The 18,143-nt window shown below is 68.6% G+C and carries 18 protein-coding genes; 5 read left to right on the top strand and 13 right to left on the bottom strand.

The annotated features are described in order from the left end of the window. Positions 1-36: 36 nt before the first annotated feature. Positions 37-549, bottom strand: a complete 513-nt coding sequence (locus AncyloWKF20_RS19940) for a Spy/CpxP family protein refolding chaperone (protein WP_279315684.1) — start codon at positions 547-549, stop codon at positions 37-39. A gap of 22 nt (positions 550-571) precedes the next feature. Then, on the bottom strand, positions 572-910 hold the full coding sequence (locus AncyloWKF20_RS19945; RefSeq protein WP_279315685.1) for a hypothetical protein: 339 nt from the start codon (positions 908-910) through the stop codon (positions 572-574). Positions 911-1,335: 425 nt separating this feature from the next. Here AncyloWKF20_RS19945 and AncyloWKF20_RS19950 point away from each other — a divergent pair, with 425 nt between their 5' ends. Both AncyloWKF20_RS19950 and AncyloWKF20_RS19955 read left to right on the top strand, forming a co-directional pair. After that, positions 1,336-1,839, top strand: a complete 504-nt coding sequence (locus AncyloWKF20_RS19950; RefSeq protein WP_279315686.1) for a GcrA family cell cycle regulator — start codon at positions 1,336-1,338, stop codon at positions 1,837-1,839. Positions 1,840-1,968: 129 nt separating this feature from the next. Beyond that, the gene (locus AncyloWKF20_RS19955; RefSeq protein WP_279315687.1) at positions 1,969-2,757 is read left to right on the top strand and encodes a SprT family zinc-dependent metalloprotease; all 789 of its coding nucleotides are present in this window, start codon (positions 1,969-1,971) and stop codon (positions 2,755-2,757) included. Between the two features lie 18 nt (positions 2,758-2,775). Here AncyloWKF20_RS19955 and AncyloWKF20_RS19960 read toward each other — a convergent pair whose 3' ends face one another. From AncyloWKF20_RS19960 to AncyloWKF20_RS19995, 8 genes are all read right to left on the bottom strand, one after another. Further along, positions 2,776-4,938 carry a penicillin-binding protein 1A gene (locus tag AncyloWKF20_RS19960; RefSeq protein WP_279315688.1) on the bottom strand — a complete coding sequence of 721 codons (2,163 nt, stop codon included), beginning with the start codon at positions 4,936-4,938 and terminating at the stop codon, positions 2,776-2,778. A 103-nt stretch (positions 4,939-5,041) separates the two neighbouring features. Then, on the bottom strand, positions 5,042-6,001 hold the full coding sequence (locus AncyloWKF20_RS19965; protein ID WP_279315689.1) for an amidohydrolase family protein: 960 nt from the start codon (positions 5,999-6,001) through the stop codon (positions 5,042-5,044). Between the two features lie 26 nt (positions 6,002-6,027). Then, on the bottom strand, positions 6,028-6,933 hold the full coding sequence (locus AncyloWKF20_RS19970; protein WP_279315690.1) for an AEC family transporter: 906 nt from the start codon (positions 6,931-6,933) through the stop codon (positions 6,028-6,030). A 66-nt stretch (positions 6,934-6,999) separates the two neighbouring features. Then, complete coding sequence (locus AncyloWKF20_RS19975) at positions 7,000-9,795, bottom strand: [protein-PII] uridylyltransferase (protein WP_279315691.1); 2,796 nt, start codon at positions 9,793-9,795, stop codon at positions 7,000-7,002. A 239-nt stretch (positions 9,796-10,034) separates the two neighbouring features. Beyond that, entirely contained in the window at positions 10,035-10,634 is a 600-nt protein-coding gene (locus AncyloWKF20_RS19980; protein WP_279315692.1) for a PRC-barrel domain-containing protein, read from the bottom strand. A 105-nt stretch (positions 10,635-10,739) separates the two neighbouring features. Continuing rightward, the gene (locus AncyloWKF20_RS19985; RefSeq protein ID WP_279315693.1) at positions 10,740-11,219 is read right to left on the bottom strand and encodes a hypothetical protein; all 480 of its coding nucleotides are present in this window, start codon (positions 11,217-11,219) and stop codon (positions 10,740-10,742) included. Positions 11,220-11,476: 257 nt separating this feature from the next. After that, the gene (locus AncyloWKF20_RS19990; RefSeq protein ID WP_279315694.1) at positions 11,477-12,796 is read right to left on the bottom strand and encodes an HWE histidine kinase domain-containing protein; all 1,320 of its coding nucleotides are present in this window, start codon (positions 12,794-12,796) and stop codon (positions 11,477-11,479) included. Positions 12,797-12,808: 12 nt separating this feature from the next. Further along, the gene (locus AncyloWKF20_RS19995) at positions 12,809-13,612 is read right to left on the bottom strand and encodes a response regulator (protein ID WP_279315695.1); all 804 of its coding nucleotides are present in this window, start codon (positions 13,610-13,612) and stop codon (positions 12,809-12,811) included. A gap of 261 nt (positions 13,613-13,873) precedes the next feature. Here AncyloWKF20_RS19995 and AncyloWKF20_RS20000 point away from each other — a divergent pair, with 261 nt between their 5' ends. Together AncyloWKF20_RS20000 and AncyloWKF20_RS20005 are read left to right on the top strand one after the other, a co-directional pair. Next, positions 13,874-14,056, top strand: coding sequence for a NepR family anti-sigma factor (locus AncyloWKF20_RS20000; RefSeq protein ID WP_279318040.1), 183 nt, complete (start codon positions 13,874-13,876; stop codon positions 14,054-14,056). After that, on the top strand, positions 14,053-14,607 hold the full coding sequence (locus tag AncyloWKF20_RS20005) for a sigma-70 family RNA polymerase sigma factor (protein WP_279315696.1): 555 nt from the start codon (positions 14,053-14,055) through the stop codon (positions 14,605-14,607). Before AncyloWKF20_RS20000 ends, AncyloWKF20_RS20005 begins: the two co-directional genes overlap by 4 nt. 196 nt (positions 14,608-14,803) lie before the next feature. Here the strand turns inward: AncyloWKF20_RS20005 and AncyloWKF20_RS20010 are convergent, their stop codons facing one another. The 3 genes from AncyloWKF20_RS20010 to rmuC all read right to left on the bottom strand — a co-directional run bounded on the left by AncyloWKF20_RS20010 (position 14,804) and on the right by rmuC (position 17,477). After that, on the bottom strand, positions 14,804-14,983 hold the full coding sequence (locus tag AncyloWKF20_RS20010) for a DUF1328 domain-containing protein (protein WP_267583804.1): 180 nt from the start codon (positions 14,981-14,983) through the stop codon (positions 14,804-14,806). A 116-nt stretch (positions 14,984-15,099) separates the two neighbouring features. Continuing rightward, positions 15,100-15,999 carry a LysR family transcriptional regulator gene (locus AncyloWKF20_RS20015; protein ID WP_279315697.1) on the bottom strand — a complete coding sequence of 300 codons (900 nt, stop codon included), beginning with the start codon at positions 15,997-15,999 and terminating at the stop codon, positions 15,100-15,102. A gap of 281 nt (positions 16,000-16,280) precedes the next feature. Then, positions 16,281-17,477 carry a DNA recombination protein RmuC gene (rmuC, locus tag AncyloWKF20_RS20020; RefSeq protein ID WP_279315698.1) on the bottom strand — a complete coding sequence of 399 codons (1,197 nt, stop codon included), beginning with the start codon at positions 17,475-17,477 and terminating at the stop codon, positions 16,281-16,283. Between the two features lie 110 nt (positions 17,478-17,587). Here rmuC and def point away from each other — a divergent pair, with 110 nt between their 5' ends. Further along, entirely contained in the window at positions 17,588-18,130 is a 543-nt protein-coding gene (gene def, locus AncyloWKF20_RS20025) for a peptide deformylase (RefSeq protein ID WP_279315699.1), read from the top strand. Positions 18,131-18,143 lie beyond the last annotated feature (13 nt).

An 18,143-nucleotide genomic window follows, 5' to 3' on the forward strand; every position in this document is an offset into this window, starting at 1 on the left:
GAAAGGGCGGGTCCGGCGCGCGGACCCGCTTTTCGCTCACTCCTGCTCGGCCTCGAAGATCCACAGCTCCAGCGTCGGCTGCGGCTTGCCGGGAATGTCGGTCATGCCGAGAAAGGCCGGGATCCGGCGCTTCTGCTCTTCGCTGAGCGCGGCGACCAGCGGCTTGGCGGCGCTGATGACGGACTTGAGGTCCGCCGCCCGCGCGGCTTCCGCGTCGGCGACGCGCTCCAGCACGTCGAGGAAGTTCTGCGCCGGCTCCGCCTTGGCGCGGGCAACCGCCCGGTCATTGGCATTCTTGGCGGCCTGGCGCAGGGCGGCCTCGACCGGCGTCCAGAGCTTTTCCTGGTCCGGCTTGAGGCCGATCACCGTCTTCAGCGCGATCAGCCGGGCGTCGAGCGCGGCCTGGGCGTCGGCCTCGCTGTAGATGTCGACCATGGTGATCGCCGGTTCCGCCGGCGGCGTTGCCTGCGCGGCCGCCGGCAGCGCGAAGGCGAGCGACAGAGCGGCGCCCGCCAGCAGGCGGGTCGTGAGGGGGGCAGTACGTGTCATGATGGCTTCTCCGCGCGGATGATCAGGGACGGTAGCCGCCATCGGGCAGCGGGCCGTGATACGGCGTGTCGCGGCAATGGCCCCAGGGACCGCGCCAGAAGCCGGGCGGGCAGCCATTGCCGTAATAGACCGGCGCGCCGGCCGGGCCGGCAAAGCCGCCGCCGGGCAGGGGACCGTGATAGGGGGTGTCGCGGCACCCGCCCCATGGGCCACGCCAGAAGCCGGGGCCGCAGCCCTGTGCCACCGGAATGATCTCGGCCTGGGGTGTCGGGAGGGAGGGGGCAAGCGGGGCGGCGCCAGCGGGAACCGCCGTGAACGCGGCCAGGGCGGCACCCGCAAGGGCGCCGAGGAGCGGCTTCATCTGAAACTCCATCAAGGGACGGGCACGACGGGCCATCCATGCGCGCCGCCCGGCGCAAGCACAACAAGCCGAGGCGGTTCTGGGTTCATTTCGGAGCCGTTCTAGACTACGGAAGGTGCAAACCGGGGATTGTGCGGATCAAAATACCGGCGGGGTGGCGAGAGCGCCCGACTCAAGTTATTGATCCGACTCATATCCTTTCCCGAGTGTTGCGGCGCGGACTCTCAACTGGGGAAAACGATCGTTTCGGACGTGAACCTACTGTCCGCGAGTCTGCGCATATTGTAGCCTTCTCCTCGTCAGATACGACATCTCGTGCGGCGGCATTCCCAGTGGCGTTATGCGGCGTTTCTTCCCGGCCGGGGTTCTCGGCCGGAAGGCCACGGGATTCCGCCTGCTGGGCGGCGAGCGAAGGAGGCACAGCGATGAACTGGACGGATGAGCGCGTCGAGCTGCTCAAGAAACTCTGGTCCGAGGGCCTCTCGGCCAGTCAGATCGCCGCGGAGCTCGGGGGCGTCACCCGTAACGCCGTCATCGGCAAGGTTCACCGGCTCGGCCTGTCGGGCCGCGCCAAGGCAGTGGCCGCGCCGGCCGCCCGTCCGCGCAAGCCGCGCCCGACCACCAGCGCCCCGGCGGCCCGCCCGATGGTTCAGGGCAACACGGCTCTCGCCCCGGTCCTGCACCCGGTGATCGAGCCCGAGCCGGTCGAAATGCCCGATCCGGTTGCCAATGTCGTGCCGATGGCCGACCGCTGCACCATTCTGAACCTCACCGAATTCACCTGCCGCTGGCCGGTGGGCGATCCGGGCAAGGCGGACTTCTTCTATTGCGGCAGCCGCACCAAGACCGGCTTGCCCTATTGCGCCTATCACGCGCGCATCGCCTACCAGCCGGTCCAGGACCGCAACCGCCGCCGCGTGGCGCGCTGAACGTCACGCGCTGATCGCAGCGCGTTGGTCTTTTAGCCGCTGCGGAATGCACCGTGGCGGCAAAACCTGGCTGACGCCCGGCCCGCAGGGCGCCATAATGGCGCCCGGATTTCCCGGCCCGGTGGACTGATGCTCTTCCGCCCTGCGCAGCCTCCCGCCCCGAAACGCGCCCCGCCGCGGGCCACCCGTCCTGTCGTGGTGGAGCCCGCGAGCTTCCGCGTGCGGGTCGGCGTCGAGGAAATCCCCGTCACGCTGCGCCGCAATCCCCGCGCCCGCCGCTACACGCTGCGTGTGCGGGCGGCGACGCGCGACGTGGTGCTGACCCTGCCGGCGCGCGGCACGCTGAACGAGGCCTATGATTTCGCCCGCCGCCATGCCGGCTGGATCAAGGTGCGGCTGGACAAGCTGCCGCAAACCGTCGCCTTCGCGCCCGGCGCGGTGATCCCGCTGCGCGGCGTGTCCCACCGCATCGTTCATGCGCCGGCCGCGCGCGGCACGGTGTGGACCGGCGAGGCGGAAGGCGGGCCGGCGCTCATGGTCGCCGGCGAGGCGGCCCACGTCGCCCGGCGCGTCACCGATTTTCTCAAGCGCGAGGCCAAGCGCGATCTCATCGAGGCGTCCCGCCGCCATGCCGCCGAGCTGGGGGTGACGATCACCCGCGTCACGCTGCGCGACACGGCCAGCCGCTGGGGCTCTTGCTCGGCGCAGGGCGCGCTGTCCTATTCCTGGCGGCTGATCTTTGCCCCGCCGGAGGTGCTCGACTATCTCGCCGCCCATGAGGTGGCGCACCGGCGCGAGATGAACCATGGCCCGCGCTTCTGGGCGACGGTCGACCGGCTGTTTCCGGCGCGCGAGCGGGCGGAAGCGTGGCTGAAGGCGCATGGCGCGGAACTTCACCGCTACGGCGCGGAAGACTGAGCCTGCCTCGGCCGAGGGTCAGCTTCGACCGAACAGCTTTTCCATCAGCCAGTTGTCGAGGCCCGGCTTCGGCGCGCTGCGCGTGGCGGGCTGCGGGCCGCCGGTGACCACCGGTTCGTCCGGCACCTCGCCCGGCGGAACCGTGCCACCCGGCAGATAGGTGCCCGCGCCGGGCAGGGCGACGGGCGGCATGTCCTTGTGCGCCGCTTTCATCACCTGGCTCCAGATGTCGACCGGCAGGCCGGAGCCGCCGGCCTTCTTGGTCGGCGAGGCATCGTCATTGCCGAGCCACACGCCGGCGACGAAGCGGCCGGTATAGCCGAGGAACCAGGCGTCGCGGTAATCCTGGCTGGTGCCGGTCTTGCCCGCCGCCGGCCAGCCCGGCAGGTCCGCCCGCCGCGCCGTGCCGACCACCAGCACGTCCTGCATCATGCGGTTCATCATCGCCACATGCGGCGGCGCCATCACCATGCCGCGGCTCGGCTGGGCATAGGCGTGGAGCACCGTGCCGGACTTGTCGCGCACCCGTTCGATGACATGGGGCGTGATGCCGATGCCGCCATTGGCGAAGGGCGCATAGGCGCTCGCCATCTCCAAGAGCGAGACTTCCGACGTGCCGAGCGCGATGGAGGCGTTGGGCTCGAGCTTGGAGGTGATGCCGAGCCGGTGCGCGGTCTTGATGACCTCTTCGGGCCCGACTTCCAGCGCGAGGCGCACGGCGACGGTGTTGAGCGAGAAGGCGAGCGCCGTCTTCAGCTCCACCGGGCCGCGATAATCCTTGGAGAAATTCTCCGGCTTCCAGCCCTTGATCTGGATCGGCGCGTCCTCGCGCACGCTCTCGGGCGTGAGCCCGCGCTCCATGGCGGTGAGGTAGACGAAGGGCTTGAAGGAGGAGCCCGGCTGGCGTTTCGCCGTGATGGCGCGGTTGAACTGGCTCTCCTCATAGGAGCGCCCGCCGACCAGCGCCCGCACGCCGCCATCGGTGTCCATCACCACCACGGCGCCCTGCTCGACGCCGAACTTCTTGCCGCTCTTGGCCAGCGTGTCCTTCAGCGCCCGGTCCGCCGCCGCCTGCAGGCTCGGCTCGATGGTGGTCTGGACGATGATGTCCTGCGTGATCGGCCCGACGATGGATTTGAGCTGCTCCATCACCCAGTCGGCGACATAGCCGGTGGAATCCGGTCCCTGGCCCTTGGCCAGTGTCGCCGGGCGGGCGAGCGCGGCCTGCTGCATCTCGCCCGAGATGAAGCCCGCGTCACGCATCGCCGCCAGCACCACCTCGGCGCGGGCCTGCGCGCCATCGAGATTCCGGGTCGGGGCGAGGGAGGAGGGGGATTTGACGAGGCCGGCCAGCATCGCCGCTTCCGACAGCGTGACCTGCCGCGCGGACTTGCCGAAATAGCGCTGCGCGGCGGCCTCGACGCCATAGGCGCCCGCGCCGAAATAGACGCGGTTCATATAGAGTTCGAGGATCTCGTTCTTCGAGTATTTGGTCTCCAGCCAGATCGACAGGATCAGTTCCTGGATCTTGCGCGAGAGGGTGCGCTCCTGTGTCAGGAACAGGTTCTTGGCGAGCTGCTGGGTCAGCGTCGAGCCGCCCTCGCGCAGCCGGCCGGCGGTGAGGTTGACCACCACGGCGCGGGCAAGGCCCAGCGGGTCGAGGCCGAAATGCGCATAGAAGCGCCGGTCCTCGATGGCGACGAAAGCCTGCGGCAGATAGGGCGGCAGCGCGCGCAGCGGCACATTCGCCCCGCCCATCTCGCCGCGCGTGGCGATCGCCTTGCCGTCCGCGCCCTGGATGATGACCGTGGGCGGCCGCTCGGGAATGGCGAGGTTCTGGATGGGCGGGAGCTGGCTCGCCTCATAGAAGATGAGGCCGCCCACCGCGATCACGCCCCAGAGGCCGAGGACCACGCCCCAATAGAGCAGCCGACTGATGAGCCCGCGCTTGCGGCCCCGCCCGCGCCCGCCGCCGGAGGCGCCGCGCGCGCGGCCTTTGCTGCTGCCGGCGCTGTCCTTGGCGTCCCCCTTGCGGGCCTTGCCGCTGGAGGCGCGCTCGCGGGCGAGGGGCGCGGAGGCCACCGTCGGGCGGTCGTCGGCGGTCAGGCGCAGGTCGCCGTCGAAGCCGGGCGTGCCCAGCACCGGCTCCCGCCGCTCGATCTGACCGCGCCGTCCGAACATGAAACGCAACACCCCCAAGCCCCACCGGTAAACGAACCCTAAATGACGGCGTTTAAAGGGGGGTTAAGCGGAGAGATTGCGGCGTGGGGGGCCGGCTCGCGCCTCAGCCGGCCGGCAGGCGCAGCAGGGCTTCGGCGTTGCGGCGGCAGACCTTGTCGCGCACCGTCTCGTCGATCGCCGCGTTCTCGATGAAGCGGGCGGCGGTGGCGGAGTCCTCATAGGGGTAGTCGATGGAGAACAGCACCCGGTCCTCGCCCAGCGCCGAGAGCGCGGCGATGAGCGGCACGTCGGCGCATTGGCCGGAGGTGGTGACGTAGACATTGCTGCGCAGATAATGCGAGGGCGGCGCGGCGAGCGGGCGGTTGCCGGTGGTCAGCGCCGCCCGGCTGTCGAGGCGCCAGAGCACATAGGGCAGGGTCTCGCCCATATGGCCGAGAATGAGCCTGGCGCGCGGGTAGCGGTCGAACACCCCGGCAAAGACCAGCCGCAGCGCGTGCGAGGCGGTCTCGAAGGTCCATTCCCAGGTCGGCTTCAGCAGCTCGTCGCAGCCTTCCAGCACATAGGGCTTCACGAAGCTGTCGTCGGGATGCAAATAGAGCGGCACGTCGAGCGCCTCGAGCCGCTCCCAGAACGGGGCGAAGCGCGGGTCGTCGAGATAGACGCCGAGCGTGTGGCCATTGACCATGGCGCCGACGAAACCGAGCTCGCGCACGCAGCGTTCCAGCTCGTCGGCGGCGCCCAGGGGATCCTGCAGAGCGAGATGCGCGAAGCCGGCATAGCGGTCCGGCCGGCGCTGAATCTCCGTGGCGAGGAGGTCGTTCGCCAGCCGCGCGCCGCGCAGCGCGACGGCGGTGTCGCGCTCGATCTGCACCCCCGGACCGGAGAGCGAGAGCACCGCCCGGCCGACCCCCGCCGCGTCCATGGCGGCGAGCCGCCGCTCGCCGAAATCCGAGAGCTGGGCGACGATGTCGGCATAGACCCCCGGTGTCACCTTCGGCATGGCGTGGGCGAGATAGTCGAGGAAAGCCGGGAAGACGACGTGTTCTTCAAGCGCGATCTTCATGGGGTCGTCTCCGGGAGGGGAAAGGGTCAGAAGCCCGCGATCAGCGTCCACCAGCCGAAGGCGGTGAGCATGGAGAGCGGCACGCCGATGCCGATCAGCGCGGCGATCAGGTCGGGTTCGAGATCGTTGTCCATGGCGATGACGCTGGCGCCGAGCATGGGCGGCATGGCCATTTCCAGCATGGCGATTTTCGCCACCGGGTCCGAGGTGTCGCCGAGCGCGGCATACATCCCGATGAGCAGCGCCGGGGCGAGGAGCAGCCGGTGCGTGAGCCCCACGCTGAGCGGCGCCAGATGGTGCTTCAGCCGGTCGATGCGCAGCGCGTAGCCCACGGCGGCGAGTGCCAGCGGCGTGAGCGTGGCAGCCAGCGCGGTGACGATCTGGTCGAGCCAGTCCGGCCGGTCGAGATGGTTGGTGGCGAAGGCGATGAGGATGGCGATGAAGGGCGGGAAGGTGGCGATGCGCTTGCCCACGGCCTTCAGGTCCAGCCGGCCCTCGCTCGCCACCGCCGCGATGGCAAGGCCCAGCGTCGAGAGCGCGAGATAGGAGCCGAACAGGTCGATGACGATGCCGAGGCCCAGCCACTGGCTGCCCGCGAAGGCGGCGATCATCGGCAGGCCGACAAAGGAGGTGTTGCCCCAGCCCGCGCCGAGGATCAGCGCCCCGGTGCGCCCGCGCGACCAGCCGAGCGCCCGGCACAGCGGCACCAGCACGGCGATGGCGACAGCCACGCCCAGCCACGGCGTCGCCGCCGCCAGCCACCAGTCGGGATGGACGGTGAGCTTGTGAAAACTCTCCAGCGCCGCCGCCGGCAGCGCGACATTGATCACCCAGCCGGACAGCACCTTGCCGGCATTGTCCGGCAGCCGCCCGCTCCAGCGCAGCACCACGCCCAAGGCGAGGCACACCAATATCAGCGCGATCTCATGCACGCGGCAGCTCCCGGAAGGGTCGACGGGATGTCGATACCGCGCCGGGCGCGCCGGTGCCAGCGGGCTTTACGCCGCGTTCGCCTCGTCGTCCGCGTCGAGCACCGCGAGGAGGGCGCGGCGGATGGCGGAGTGGCGGGCGGCGCCCATGATCTTCGCGCCCATCAGGTCGGTGACGTAGAACACGTCGACCGCCCGCTCGCCGAAGGTCGCCACATGCGCCGAGGCGATGTTGAGGTTGAGGCGCGAGAGCGTCTGGGTGAGGCCGTAGAGCAGGCCCGGCCGGTCGAGGCCGGAGACCTCCACCACCGTGTGCTTGTTCGACCACGAATTGTTCAGCGTCACCTCGGGCTCGACGGTGAAGGCGCGCGGGCGCTTGGTGAGCTTCTTCGCCACCACCTCGGGCAGCCGGATCTCGCCCGACAGCGCCTTCTCGATGGCGCCGGCGATGCGGTCGGCGCGGCGCAGCTCGTCCTCGTCGCGCTCGAAGGCGCGGGTGAGCGAGATGGTGTCGAGCGCCCGCCCATCCGTCGTGGTGCTGATCTGCGCGTCGACGATATGCGCCCCGGCGCTGGCGCAGGCGCCAGCGATGACGGCCAGCAGCTTGGGATGGTCCGGCGCGAAGACGGTGAGCTCGGTGATGCCGCGCGCCGGGTCGGTCTTGGTCGCGGTGGCGAGCGCGCGGCCCGCCGTCTCGGCCTCGACGATGAAGCGGGCATGGGCGACCTGCTGGTCGCGGTCGGTCTGCAGCCAGTAGGACGGGTAGTGACGCGCGGCATAGGCCTCGAGCGCCGGCGCCTCCCAGTCCTTCATGGCGGCGCGGAACTCGGCCTGCGCGCGGCCGACGCGCTGGGAGCGGTTGCTCTCCGAGAAGCCGCCGGTGACCACCGGCTCGGTCTCGTAATAGAGCGTGCGCAGGAGCTGGGATTTCCAGTTGTTCCACACGCCCGGCCCGACCGCGGCAATGTCGGCGGTGGTGAGGATTTCCAGGAGCCGCATCCGTTCGAGGCTCTGCACCACGGCGGCGAAGTTCTCGATGGTCTTGCGGTCGGAGAGATCGCGCGACTGCGCGATGGTGGACATGGTGAGGTGCTGCTCGATCAGCCAGGCCACCGTGTCCGTGTCGCTCGGCGACAGGCCGAAGCGCGGGCACAGCTTGCGGGCGACGCGGGCGCCGGCGACCGAGTGGTCCTCCGGCCGGCCCTTGGCGATGTCGTGCAGGAAGGTCGCGACATAGAGCAGCTGGCGGTTCTTGATCTGCTGCATCAGCTCGTTGGCGAGGCCGAAATCCGGCCGGTCGCCCTGCTCGATGCGCGCGAGCACGCCGATGGAGCGGATGAGATGCTCGTCCACCGTGTAGGAGTGGTACATGTTGAACTGCATCATCGCGACGACGCGGCCGAATTCCGGCACGAAGCGGCCGAGCACGCCGGTCTCGTTCATCCGCCGCAGCACGATCTCGGCGCTGTCGCGCGAGCACAGGATTTCCAGAAATAGCCGGTTGGCTTCGGGGTGCTCGCGCACCCGCGCGTCGATCAGCTTCAGCGAGCGGGTGGCGAGGCGCATCGCGTCCGGGTGGAAGGCGAGGCCGTGCTTGCCGGCGAGGTGAAAGATGCGGATCAGGTTGACCGGATCACGGCCGAAAGCGCTGGAATCGGCGACATTGATGCGGTCATTGTCGACGATGAAATCCGTCGTTTCCTTGAAGTTGCGGCGCGGCGAGCGGCGCAGCCGGGCGATCATCCGGTTGAGGCGCGGCACCGGCTTGTCGTGGCGGTCCTCCAGCGCGGCGGAGACGATGGCGGTGAGGTCGCCGACATCCTTCGCCACGAGGAAATAGTGCTTCATGAAGCGTTCGACGTCGCGCATGCCGGGATGCGAGACATAGCCGAGGCGCTCGGCCATTTCCCGCTGCACGTCGAAGGACAGGCGCTCTTCCGCCTTGCCGGTGACGAAGTGAAGATGGCAGCGCACCGACCAGAGGAAATCCTCGCAGCGGCGGAAGATGCGGGCTTCCTCATCGGTGAACACGCCCTTGGCGACGAGTTCGCGCGTCTCGTGGACGCGGTAGACATATTTGGCGATCCAGAACAGCGTGTGCAGGTCGCGCAGGCCGCCCTTGCCGTCCTTCACATTGGGCTCGACCACATAGCGCGACTGGCCGCCGCGCTTCAGCCGGTCCTCGCGCTCGGTGAGCTTGGCGGCGACGAATTCGGCGGCCGTGCCCTGCACCACTTCCGCATCGAAGCGCGAGGTGAGCTCGTTGAACAGGGCCCGCTCGCCGAGCAGCAGCCGCGCCTCGAGAATGCCGGTGCGGATCGTCATGTCGGCGCGGGCCTGGCGGATGCACTCGTCGACCGAGCGCGTGGCGTGGCCGACCTTCAGCCCCATGTCCCAGAGCACATAGAGCATGGCCTCGGCGACGCTCTCGCCCCAGGCGGTCTGCTTGTAGGGCAGGAGGAACAGGATGTCGGTGTCCGAGCCCGGCGCCATCAGCCCGCGTCCATAACCGCCGACGGCGATGATCGCCATGCGCTCGGAGGTCGACGGGTTGTCGGAGGGGTAGAGGTAGCGCACGACCAGCTCATGTACGAGCTGGATGATCTCGTCCTGCAGCCGCGACAGCCGCTCGGCGCAGCGCCGGCCGGAGCCTTCCTCCATCAGCCAGCGCTCGGCGGTCTTGTGGCCCTGCTGGTAGGCGAGCTTGAGCCGGCGGGCCAGCTGGCCGCGCAGCTCGATCTCGCGGCCCGAGGCGGGCCCCTGCATGACGGAGGCGGCGAGGGCGGAGAGTTCCACCCGCATCGCGTCGAGATCGAAGAGCTCGCGGAAGGGATGGTCGGCGCGGCGGCGGCGGGGCTCGGTCATGTCGGGGTCCGGCTGGTCACCCCCCGCTTTACCCGATCCGCGCGGCCGCGTCATCGGGCGCCGCATCCTCCCTCGCCAGGTGGCCGGGCAGGGCGGAAACGCCAACTGGGAAACGCGACATGCCCGGCCACCTCACACGGGATGGCCGGGCATGTCCGTCCTGACGGGCGCGGCGGGCGCGGCCGTCGCTAGACGAGATCCCCGGCGCCAGGCCGGGGATCGGTAGGTGATGCGCGAGGTCAGTTGGTGGTCGCGGGAGCGGCGGTGCCGGTCGTGCTGGAGGCTTCGCTGCGATTGTCGTCCAGCGACTTGAACTCGGGTGCCGAGTTCAGCTCTTCCTTGGTCAGGGCGACGACGATCTTCTGGCCGTTGTCGGTCGGGGTCGGGGTCAGCGAGTCGAAGGAGACCGCGACCGGCTTGGCGCCGATGCCAAGGAAGCCGCCGACATCGATCACCGCCGCGACGATGGAGCCGTCACGGTCGATCACCACGTCGCTGATCGAGCCGAGCGACTCGTCATTGGAGGTGACGACGGCGGTGCCCATCAGGTCCGAGCCGAGCCACTGGCCGCTGGACTGGGTGCTGACGAACTTCGGCGTCGCCGGAACCGTGGTCTGGGCGGCGCTCGACGTGCCAGACGGGGCGGCGCTGTTGTTCATGGTGCCGGTCGGGGAGTTCGGCATCTCGGAGGCGGGCGCCTGCGGGGTGCCGGCGTCGGGGGCGACCGGGGAAGCGGCGGGCGGGGTCGTGCTGCCGGGCGTCGCGCTCTGCGCGAAGGCCACCGCGGGAGCCAGCGACAGGGCGGCGACGGCCGTGAGGGTCACGAACTTGTTGGTCATCGTCTTTCTCCTGTACGTAATATCGAGGAAGGCGCGGCCATTTCGGCTGCTTGCAAAGTAAACGTTGAAGCTTTACGTTTGTTCCTTCGTGAGTATTACGTTGCGTCAGAAGACAATATTACCAATCATCTCGGCCGATGCGACGCAAATGGTCAGGTCTTCGGTCGCGAGGCTGGAACGAGTGGGGCCGAGGGCCGAAACGCAGCCTTTCGGCGGGCGCGCGGCGCGGGCAGGCTGAAGCTCCGGGGCGTTCTGCGCGGTCGCCGCGCCATTGGCGCCGACGGAGGAGAGAGCGGGCGCGCCCGGCAGCACGTTCTTCGCCATCATGGAGCTGCCGACCGGCGCCGGCGGGATGCGCAGATCAAGCCGCGCGCCTTTGGTGGAGCGGTTCACCATTTGCGCCTGCGTCGGCAGTTCGCGCGGTCCCTGAACCATCGCCGCGTTCACCGTTGCGGCCGTCACCGCATGGGACGCGGTGCTGGACCCCAGCGCCACCGCGGCGACCGGGATCGCCAGCGCGAAGCCGCAGACGGCGCCGATGAGATAGGAGGGGGACTTTCCGGCGGCACGGACAAAGGCGTTCATGGTGCTTCTCCACCCCGATGCCCGGAACGGCGGCCATGACGGGCCTCACCGTGCGCGGCCCGTGGCCCCGCCGGATCGTCGTCCGCGAGCAGTGATCCTGAAAAAATGTGGGAGAGAGCTAAGCAGCGTCCCCCGTATCGAATGGTTAACGCGCGTAAAACGCCGCGAGTTCCCGCGCCGGAAATAGGGCGCGGCTTTTTTCAAGCGATGGGGCGGAAAAGGGCTGGGGTGTTGGTCTGCGTCGCCGCCGGCGGGAGTCAGCGACTGGCGGTGACGTGCGGTTCGGGTACGGTCACATGGCAGGAAAGGCCGCTCGGGGCGAAGTCCAGCTCAACGGTGCCGTCGAGCGCGCGCGCGAGGTTGCGCTCGATGACCAGCGAGCCGAAACCGCGCCCGCGCGGCTGCTCCACAGGCGGGCCGCCGCTTTCCGTCCAGGACAGTTCGAACCCGCCGCCCGCGTCGGCCGGGCGCCGCGCCCAGACAATGGAGACATGGCCGGTCGGCACCGACAGCGCGCCATATTTCGCCGCGTTGGTGGAGAGTTCGTGCAGCGCGAGGCCGATATTCTGCGCCGCCTCGGGCTTGAGGAAGATGTCCGGCCCCTCGACCGACACCTGGCTGTTCTCGCGGTCGATGTGATGGCCGAGCTGCGAGCGCACCATGTCGGTGAGCGAGGCGCCGTGCCAGCCTTCCTGCACCAGCAGGTCATGCGAGCGGGCGAGCGCCTGCAGGCGGGCGCTGAAGATCTCGACGAAATCGTCGATCGAGCCGGCATGGCGGGCGGTTTGCCGCGCCATGGCCTGGATGACGGCGAGCAGGTTCTTCGAGCGATGCGTCAGCTCGCGCATGAGCAGGCGCAGATGCTGCTCATTCTCCTTGCGGTCGGTGACATCCACCACCGCGCCGGTGAGGCCGACCGTGACGCCGGAAAGGTCGCGCAGCGGCTCGACATGCACGTCGTACCAGCGCTTGGCTCCGTCCTCGTCGACCTCGGCCTCGCCCTTGCGCGGCTCGGTTGCGCCGAGCGCCTCGCGCTTCAGCAGCGAAATCGCCTGCGCCTGCGCCTCGCCCAGCAGATCCGCATCGGTTGCGCCGACCGCCATGTCGACGGGATGGCCGAAGAGCGGCTTGCTTACCGAGGTGTAGCGAAGGTTCCGGTCCTGGGTGAAGATCGCGACATTGGAGCCGCGCAGCGCCATCTCATAGCGCTGCAGCACCGTGGCGAGCTCCAGCGTCAGACGGCGCTGCTCTTGCGCCACCCGCGCGGGGGTCGGCAGATCGGCGAGCGCACGCAGATTGAGCCACAGCGCCACGGCACCGACAGCATTGACCAGCGCGAGGCCGGTGCGGACGATGGTCTGCATCCCCTGCGGCACGCGGCTGTCCCACGTCACCATCAGCGTCAACAGCCCGACCAGCAGCAGAAGCACGCCGAACAGGCAGCCAAGCAGTTTCATGCGCCCGGACAAATCCCGGCGCAGGATCATCAGATAGAAAATGCCGGCCGACATCGCGAAGCACGACAGGATCGTCGTCCACCGCGAAACGATGTCGATAAGGCTCAGATCGAGCGACATGAATGAACCGGGTCAGGCGGTGGCGCGCTGCTCCCGCGGGCGAGCCTTGCGCTCGAAGAACAGCGCCTGGCTGATCACGGCGGCGACGGTGGAGGGCTGGAACGGCTTGGCGATGAGGAAGGCCGGTTCCGGCCGCACGCCGGTGAGGAAGCGCTCGGGATAGGCGGTGATGAAGATCACCGGCACTTCCACGCCCTCGATCAGCTCATTCACCGCTTCGAGCCCCGACGAGCCGTCGGCGAGCTGGATGTCGGCGAGGATCAGGCCCGGCGCCTTGCGGCGGGCGAGGCTGACAGCTTCCGAATGGGTGCGGGCGATGCCGCTGACGCGGTGGCCGAGGCCCTCGACGAGACCTTCGAGGTCCAGCGCGATGAAGGGTTCGTCCTCGATGATCAGCACCTCGGTGGCGATCTCGGCGGCGAGCTCACGGCCGGCATCCTCGACGAGGTTGCGCAGCGTGGGCACGTCGATGTCCAGCACGGAGGAGGCGTCTTCCTCGCTGAAGCCCTCCAGCGACACCAGAAGGAACGCCTGCCGCACCATCGGCGTTATATGGCCAAGGCGGCGCTCGCCCTGAACTTCGGCGGAGGCCGGGTCGATCTCGGCGTTGATGGCGACCGAGTTCCACAGGCGGGTCAGCAGACGGTAGAGCGCCACGCGCGGCTCGACCTGACGGTCCAGCGTCGAGGGATCGGCGATCAGCGTTTCCAGCATGGCGGTGACATAGGCGTCGCCAGCCGACTGGTTGCCGCTGAGCGCGCGGGCATAGCGGCGCAGGAACGGCAAATGCTGCGCGACAAGTTGCGAGGTGCTCACACGCGTCTCCCCAAAGTGCGAAAAGGCAAGCGACGGTTAACGCCATATGAGGGGCATGGTTCCATACTGCCGCAAGAATAAAATTTAAATTTGCATCGGCTCTGGAACCAGTCGCCTCGACCGCCGTTATGCCGGGGTAGCGAGCGACGGAGCCGACCTCCCCTTTCCGCTTTTGGTGGCTCAATGTCGGGAAAACACAAGATGAATGACGAGCAGTCCGGGGGACATGCGGTCAGCGCGGAAGCGCTGGGCAAGACCCCTATGGCAGGGGGCGCGGGCAGCGCTCTCGGCACCGACATCCAGGGCAAGATCGGCCAGCATCTGCGCGCCATGTATGACGACGTGGTGCGGCAGGGCGTGCCCGATCGTTTCCTCGACCTTCTTTCGCAGCTCGATCAGCCGGCCAAGGATCCCAAGGCCGGTGAGGGCGGAGGCGAGAAGTGAGCCAGTTCGATCCCGTGCTGCGCGATGAGATCATCGCGGCCATTCCGAATCTGCGCGCGTTCGCCATTTCGCTGAGCGGCAATGTCGACCGCGCCGACGATCTGGTGCAGGAGACGCTGCTGCGGGCCTTCGCCAACATCAACAGCTTCCGCACCGGGACCAACCTGCCGGCGTGGCTGTTCACCATCCTGCGCAACCTGTTCCGTTCGGAATACCGCAAGCGCCGCCGCGAGGTGCCCGATTCCGACGGCGCCTTCGCCGCGACGCTGACCACCAATCCCGACCAGAACACCCATCTGGATTTCGAGGATTTCCGCACGGCGCTCGACAAGCTGCCGCCGGACCAGCGCGAGGCGCTCGTGCTCGTGGGTGCCTCTGGCTTCTCCTATGAGGAAGCCGCTGAGATCTGCCAATGCGCGGTCGGCACCATCAAGAGCCGCGTGAACCGGGCGCGCAAGCGTCTGGGCGAATTGCTCGCGATCGAAGATGCCGGGGATTTCGGCCCCGACAAGACGACCCAGGCCATCATGGCGGCCAGCGACCGGCTCTGAGCCGGACCCTCTCCTCTTCCCTCCATCCCCGATCCCGACCCGACCTGCCATCGCGGGAGCGTGGAACTGTGCCCGGCGTTCACCGTCCGGCCCGGTTCCGCGCTCCCGCCGCCTGCGTTTGGGGTGCGTCGCTCGATACAAGAACGCCCCCGGTTGTGGCCGGGGGCGTTTCACAGTGTCGGGCCGTGAGGGACGATCAGGGCGCCCGGCTCGAGCGGCCGCGGAGCATGCCGACCACGGCGGAAACCAGGAACAGGATGATCGCCACGAAGAAGATGATCTTGGCGATTTCGATCGCCGTGCCGGCGATGCCGCCGAAGCCGAGAACCGCCGCGATCAGCGCGACGACGAGGAAGGTCAGAGCCCAACCCAGCATGGTGTGCCTCCAGATGTGAGGCGGCGTCGTCGCCGCCGTGCAAGCTGCGGCAGATGCCGCGTCGCCCTGACAACTTGGAGAGAGGCACCAGGTTCCCGTCGGGTCGGCGTCGCGCCTTAGATGCGGCCGGTCAGCGCCGGGGCCACCGCCTTGGCCTCCGCCACCAGCGCGGTGACGATCGGCGTCATCGGCTCGCGGTCGAGCACCACGAGGCCCATCTGGTGCGAAACTTCCGGCGAGACGATGGGAATGGAGCGGATGCTGGCCGGAAAGGCGAACACATCCGCCAGCGTCTTGGCGACGACGCTCGCCCATTTGCCGGTGCGTACATGCGAGAGCAGGGCGATGGTGGAGTTGGCCTCCAGCATCGGCGTGACGGTGTGTCCGGCCTCCGCCAGCTGCTTGTCGACGATGCGGCGGTTCTGCATGTCGGGGGTGAGCAGGCAGAGCGGCACCTGGCCGATCTCCGCCCAGGTCACGCTCGTCCGGTCGCCCAGCGGGGAATCGACCGAGGTGAGGAAGCGATAGCCTTCCTTGTAGAGCGGGACCGTCTTCAGCCGGCCGACGGGATCATTGTCGAGATAGGTGATGCCAGCATCGGCCTCGAGATTCTCGATGAGCCGCAGCACCTCGTTCGAGCTCGCCGACATCAGCGTGAAGCGCACATCGGCATGCTTCTCGTGGAAGGGCGTGGTGAGCTCGGAGAGCATGGGCATGGCGGTCGGGATGGCGGCGATGCGCAGATGGCCGGACAGGCCCTTGCGCATGCCGGCGATTTCCTGGCGCATGGCGCGCACATCGCCGATGACGCGGCGCGCCCATTGCAGCGCGCGCTCACCCTCCGGCGTGAAGCCGATGAAGCGCGAGCCGCGCTCGACGAGGCGCACGCCGAGCTGTTCCTCGAGCTGCTTGAGGCCGGCGGAGAGGGTCGGCTGGGTGACGCCGCACGCTTCGGCGGCGCGGCCGAAATGGCGCTCCTTGGCGAGCGCCAGCAGAAGTTCAAACCGATCGATCACGCAACGCTTCCTGACGGGTACGATAGAACGTTTCTATCAGACTATCAGATTCCGCTTCAGATACGAATTCGACCGATTACAGACGCTGGGGAAACTCACAGGCAAGCGGGGGCGGTGCGACCCTGAGCGCGTCATCCCCGGGCTTGGCCCGGGGATCCATGACTTGGGCCGGGCGCGAAGGGGAAGGCGTGGATGGCCGGGCCAAGCCCGGCCATGACGGCGCATGGGGACGGTCGCCGCCTATGGCCGAGGCGGGACGACGCGCGGGAGAGCGGCGCGCCTTACTCCGCCGCGCCGCGGATCTGTCGCAGGCCCTCGCCCATGGGGAGTGGCGGCGTCTCGGCGGGGATGGGCTCGCCGTCGAATTCGAGCTGCTCGATGCGCGCGCCGCGCTTGGCGATCTTGTCGGCGGAGGTCAGCGCCTGCGACACGTCGTCGGTCACCTGGCCGAAATGCTTCTGCAGATTGCCCACCCGGTCCCGCAGCCGCATCACGTCGGCGACCAGCTTGCCGCATTCGGCGCGGATGAGGTCGGCCTGCTCGCGCATCCGCGCATCCTTGCAGATCGCCTGCACCACCTGCACCGCCAGCATCAGCAGCGAGGGCGAGACGAGGATGACGCGGGCGCGGAAGGCCTGCTGGATCACGTCGTCGAAATGCTCGTGCAGTTCGCCATAGACGGACTCCGACGGCACGAACATCATGGCGATGTCCTGCGTCTCGCCGCTGATGAGGTAGCGCTCGGCGATGTCCTTCACATGCTTGCCGACATCGGCCTTGAGCCGCGTCTCGGCCTGCTTGCGCGCTTCCGCCGTCGGCGCCTCGCGATAGGCGGTGACGGCCTCCAGCGGGAATTTGGAATCGACCAGTAGCGGGCGCTTGTCGCCGGGCAGGAAGATCGCGCAGTCGGCGCGCCGTCCATTGCCCAGCGTGTGCTGGAAGGCGAAGCTGTCGCGCGGCAGGCCGTCGGCGATGATCGCCTGCAGCCGGCCCTCGCCGAAGGCGCCGCGCGCCTGCTTGTTGGACAGCGTCTCGCGCAGGCTCATCACCTGCCCGGAGAGTTCGCCAAGGCTCGCCCGCGCCTGATCGACAAGGGCGAGGCGCTCATTGAGCTTGGCGAGGTTCTCATGCGTCGCCTCGGCCGAGCGCGCGAGGCTTTCGCCGACCCGGTGCGAGGAGGCGTCCAGCCGCTCGGCCACCGCGCGGGCGAGCTCGCCCTGGCGCTGCGCCAGCACCTCGGCCATCGACTGCACGCGCCCGACGGTCTCCGCCTGCGTGCGCGCGAGCTCGATCAGCCGCGTTTCCAGGTCTTCCGCCCGGCGGGCCTGCTCGTCCGCTTCCTCGGCGCTGTGCCGTGCCGCGCGCGAGACCGCCCGCAGAACGGCGAGCAGCAGCAGGAAGCCGAGCGCCGCGCCGGCGATCAGCGCATGGGCGAGGGTCACGGGCTGCGTGCCGATAACAAAGAGAAGCTGATCCATCGCGCGCTTTTAGCAGATTCTCGTCAAAGTGCGAACGGAGAGTGAACATCCATCCCCATCCGCGCACCGCCTCCGTTGACCGGAAAACGGCCAGCCCTTATCTGGACGCCATGTCGATACGCTCCTTGGTCATTCTCCCCGATTCCCGCCTGCGGCTCATCTCCGATCCGGTGACGCGCGTGGATGCGCGCGTGCGCGCGATCGTCGAGGACATGTTCGAGACCATGTATGACGCGCCGGGCATCGGCCTTGCCGCCATCCAGGTTGGCATTCCCGAGCGCATCGTCACCGTCGATGTCGGCCGGCGCGAGCGCGAGGATGATAGCGAGGACGCCAAGAACCCGATCGCGCTGATCAATCCCGAGATCATCGGCGCCTCCGAGGAACTGTCGGTCTATCAGGAAGGCTGCCTGTCGATCCCGGAATATTATGCCGATGTCGAGCGCCCGGCGCGGGTGAAGGTCCGCTACATGGACCTGAACGGCGAGACGCGCGAGATCGACGCCGAGGGTCTGCTCGCCACCTGCGTGCAGCACGAGATCGACCATCTCAACGGTGTGCTGTTCATCGACCACATCTCCAAGCTGAAGCGGGATCGGGTGATGACCAAATTCACCAAGCTCGCCAAGCAGAAGGAACGCGACGGCGACTGAGCCCGTCCGCGGT

The organism is Ancylobacter sp. WKF20 (assembly GCF_029760895.1).
Taxonomy (GTDB): Bacteria; Pseudomonadota; Alphaproteobacteria; order Rhizobiales; family Xanthobacteraceae; genus Ancylobacter.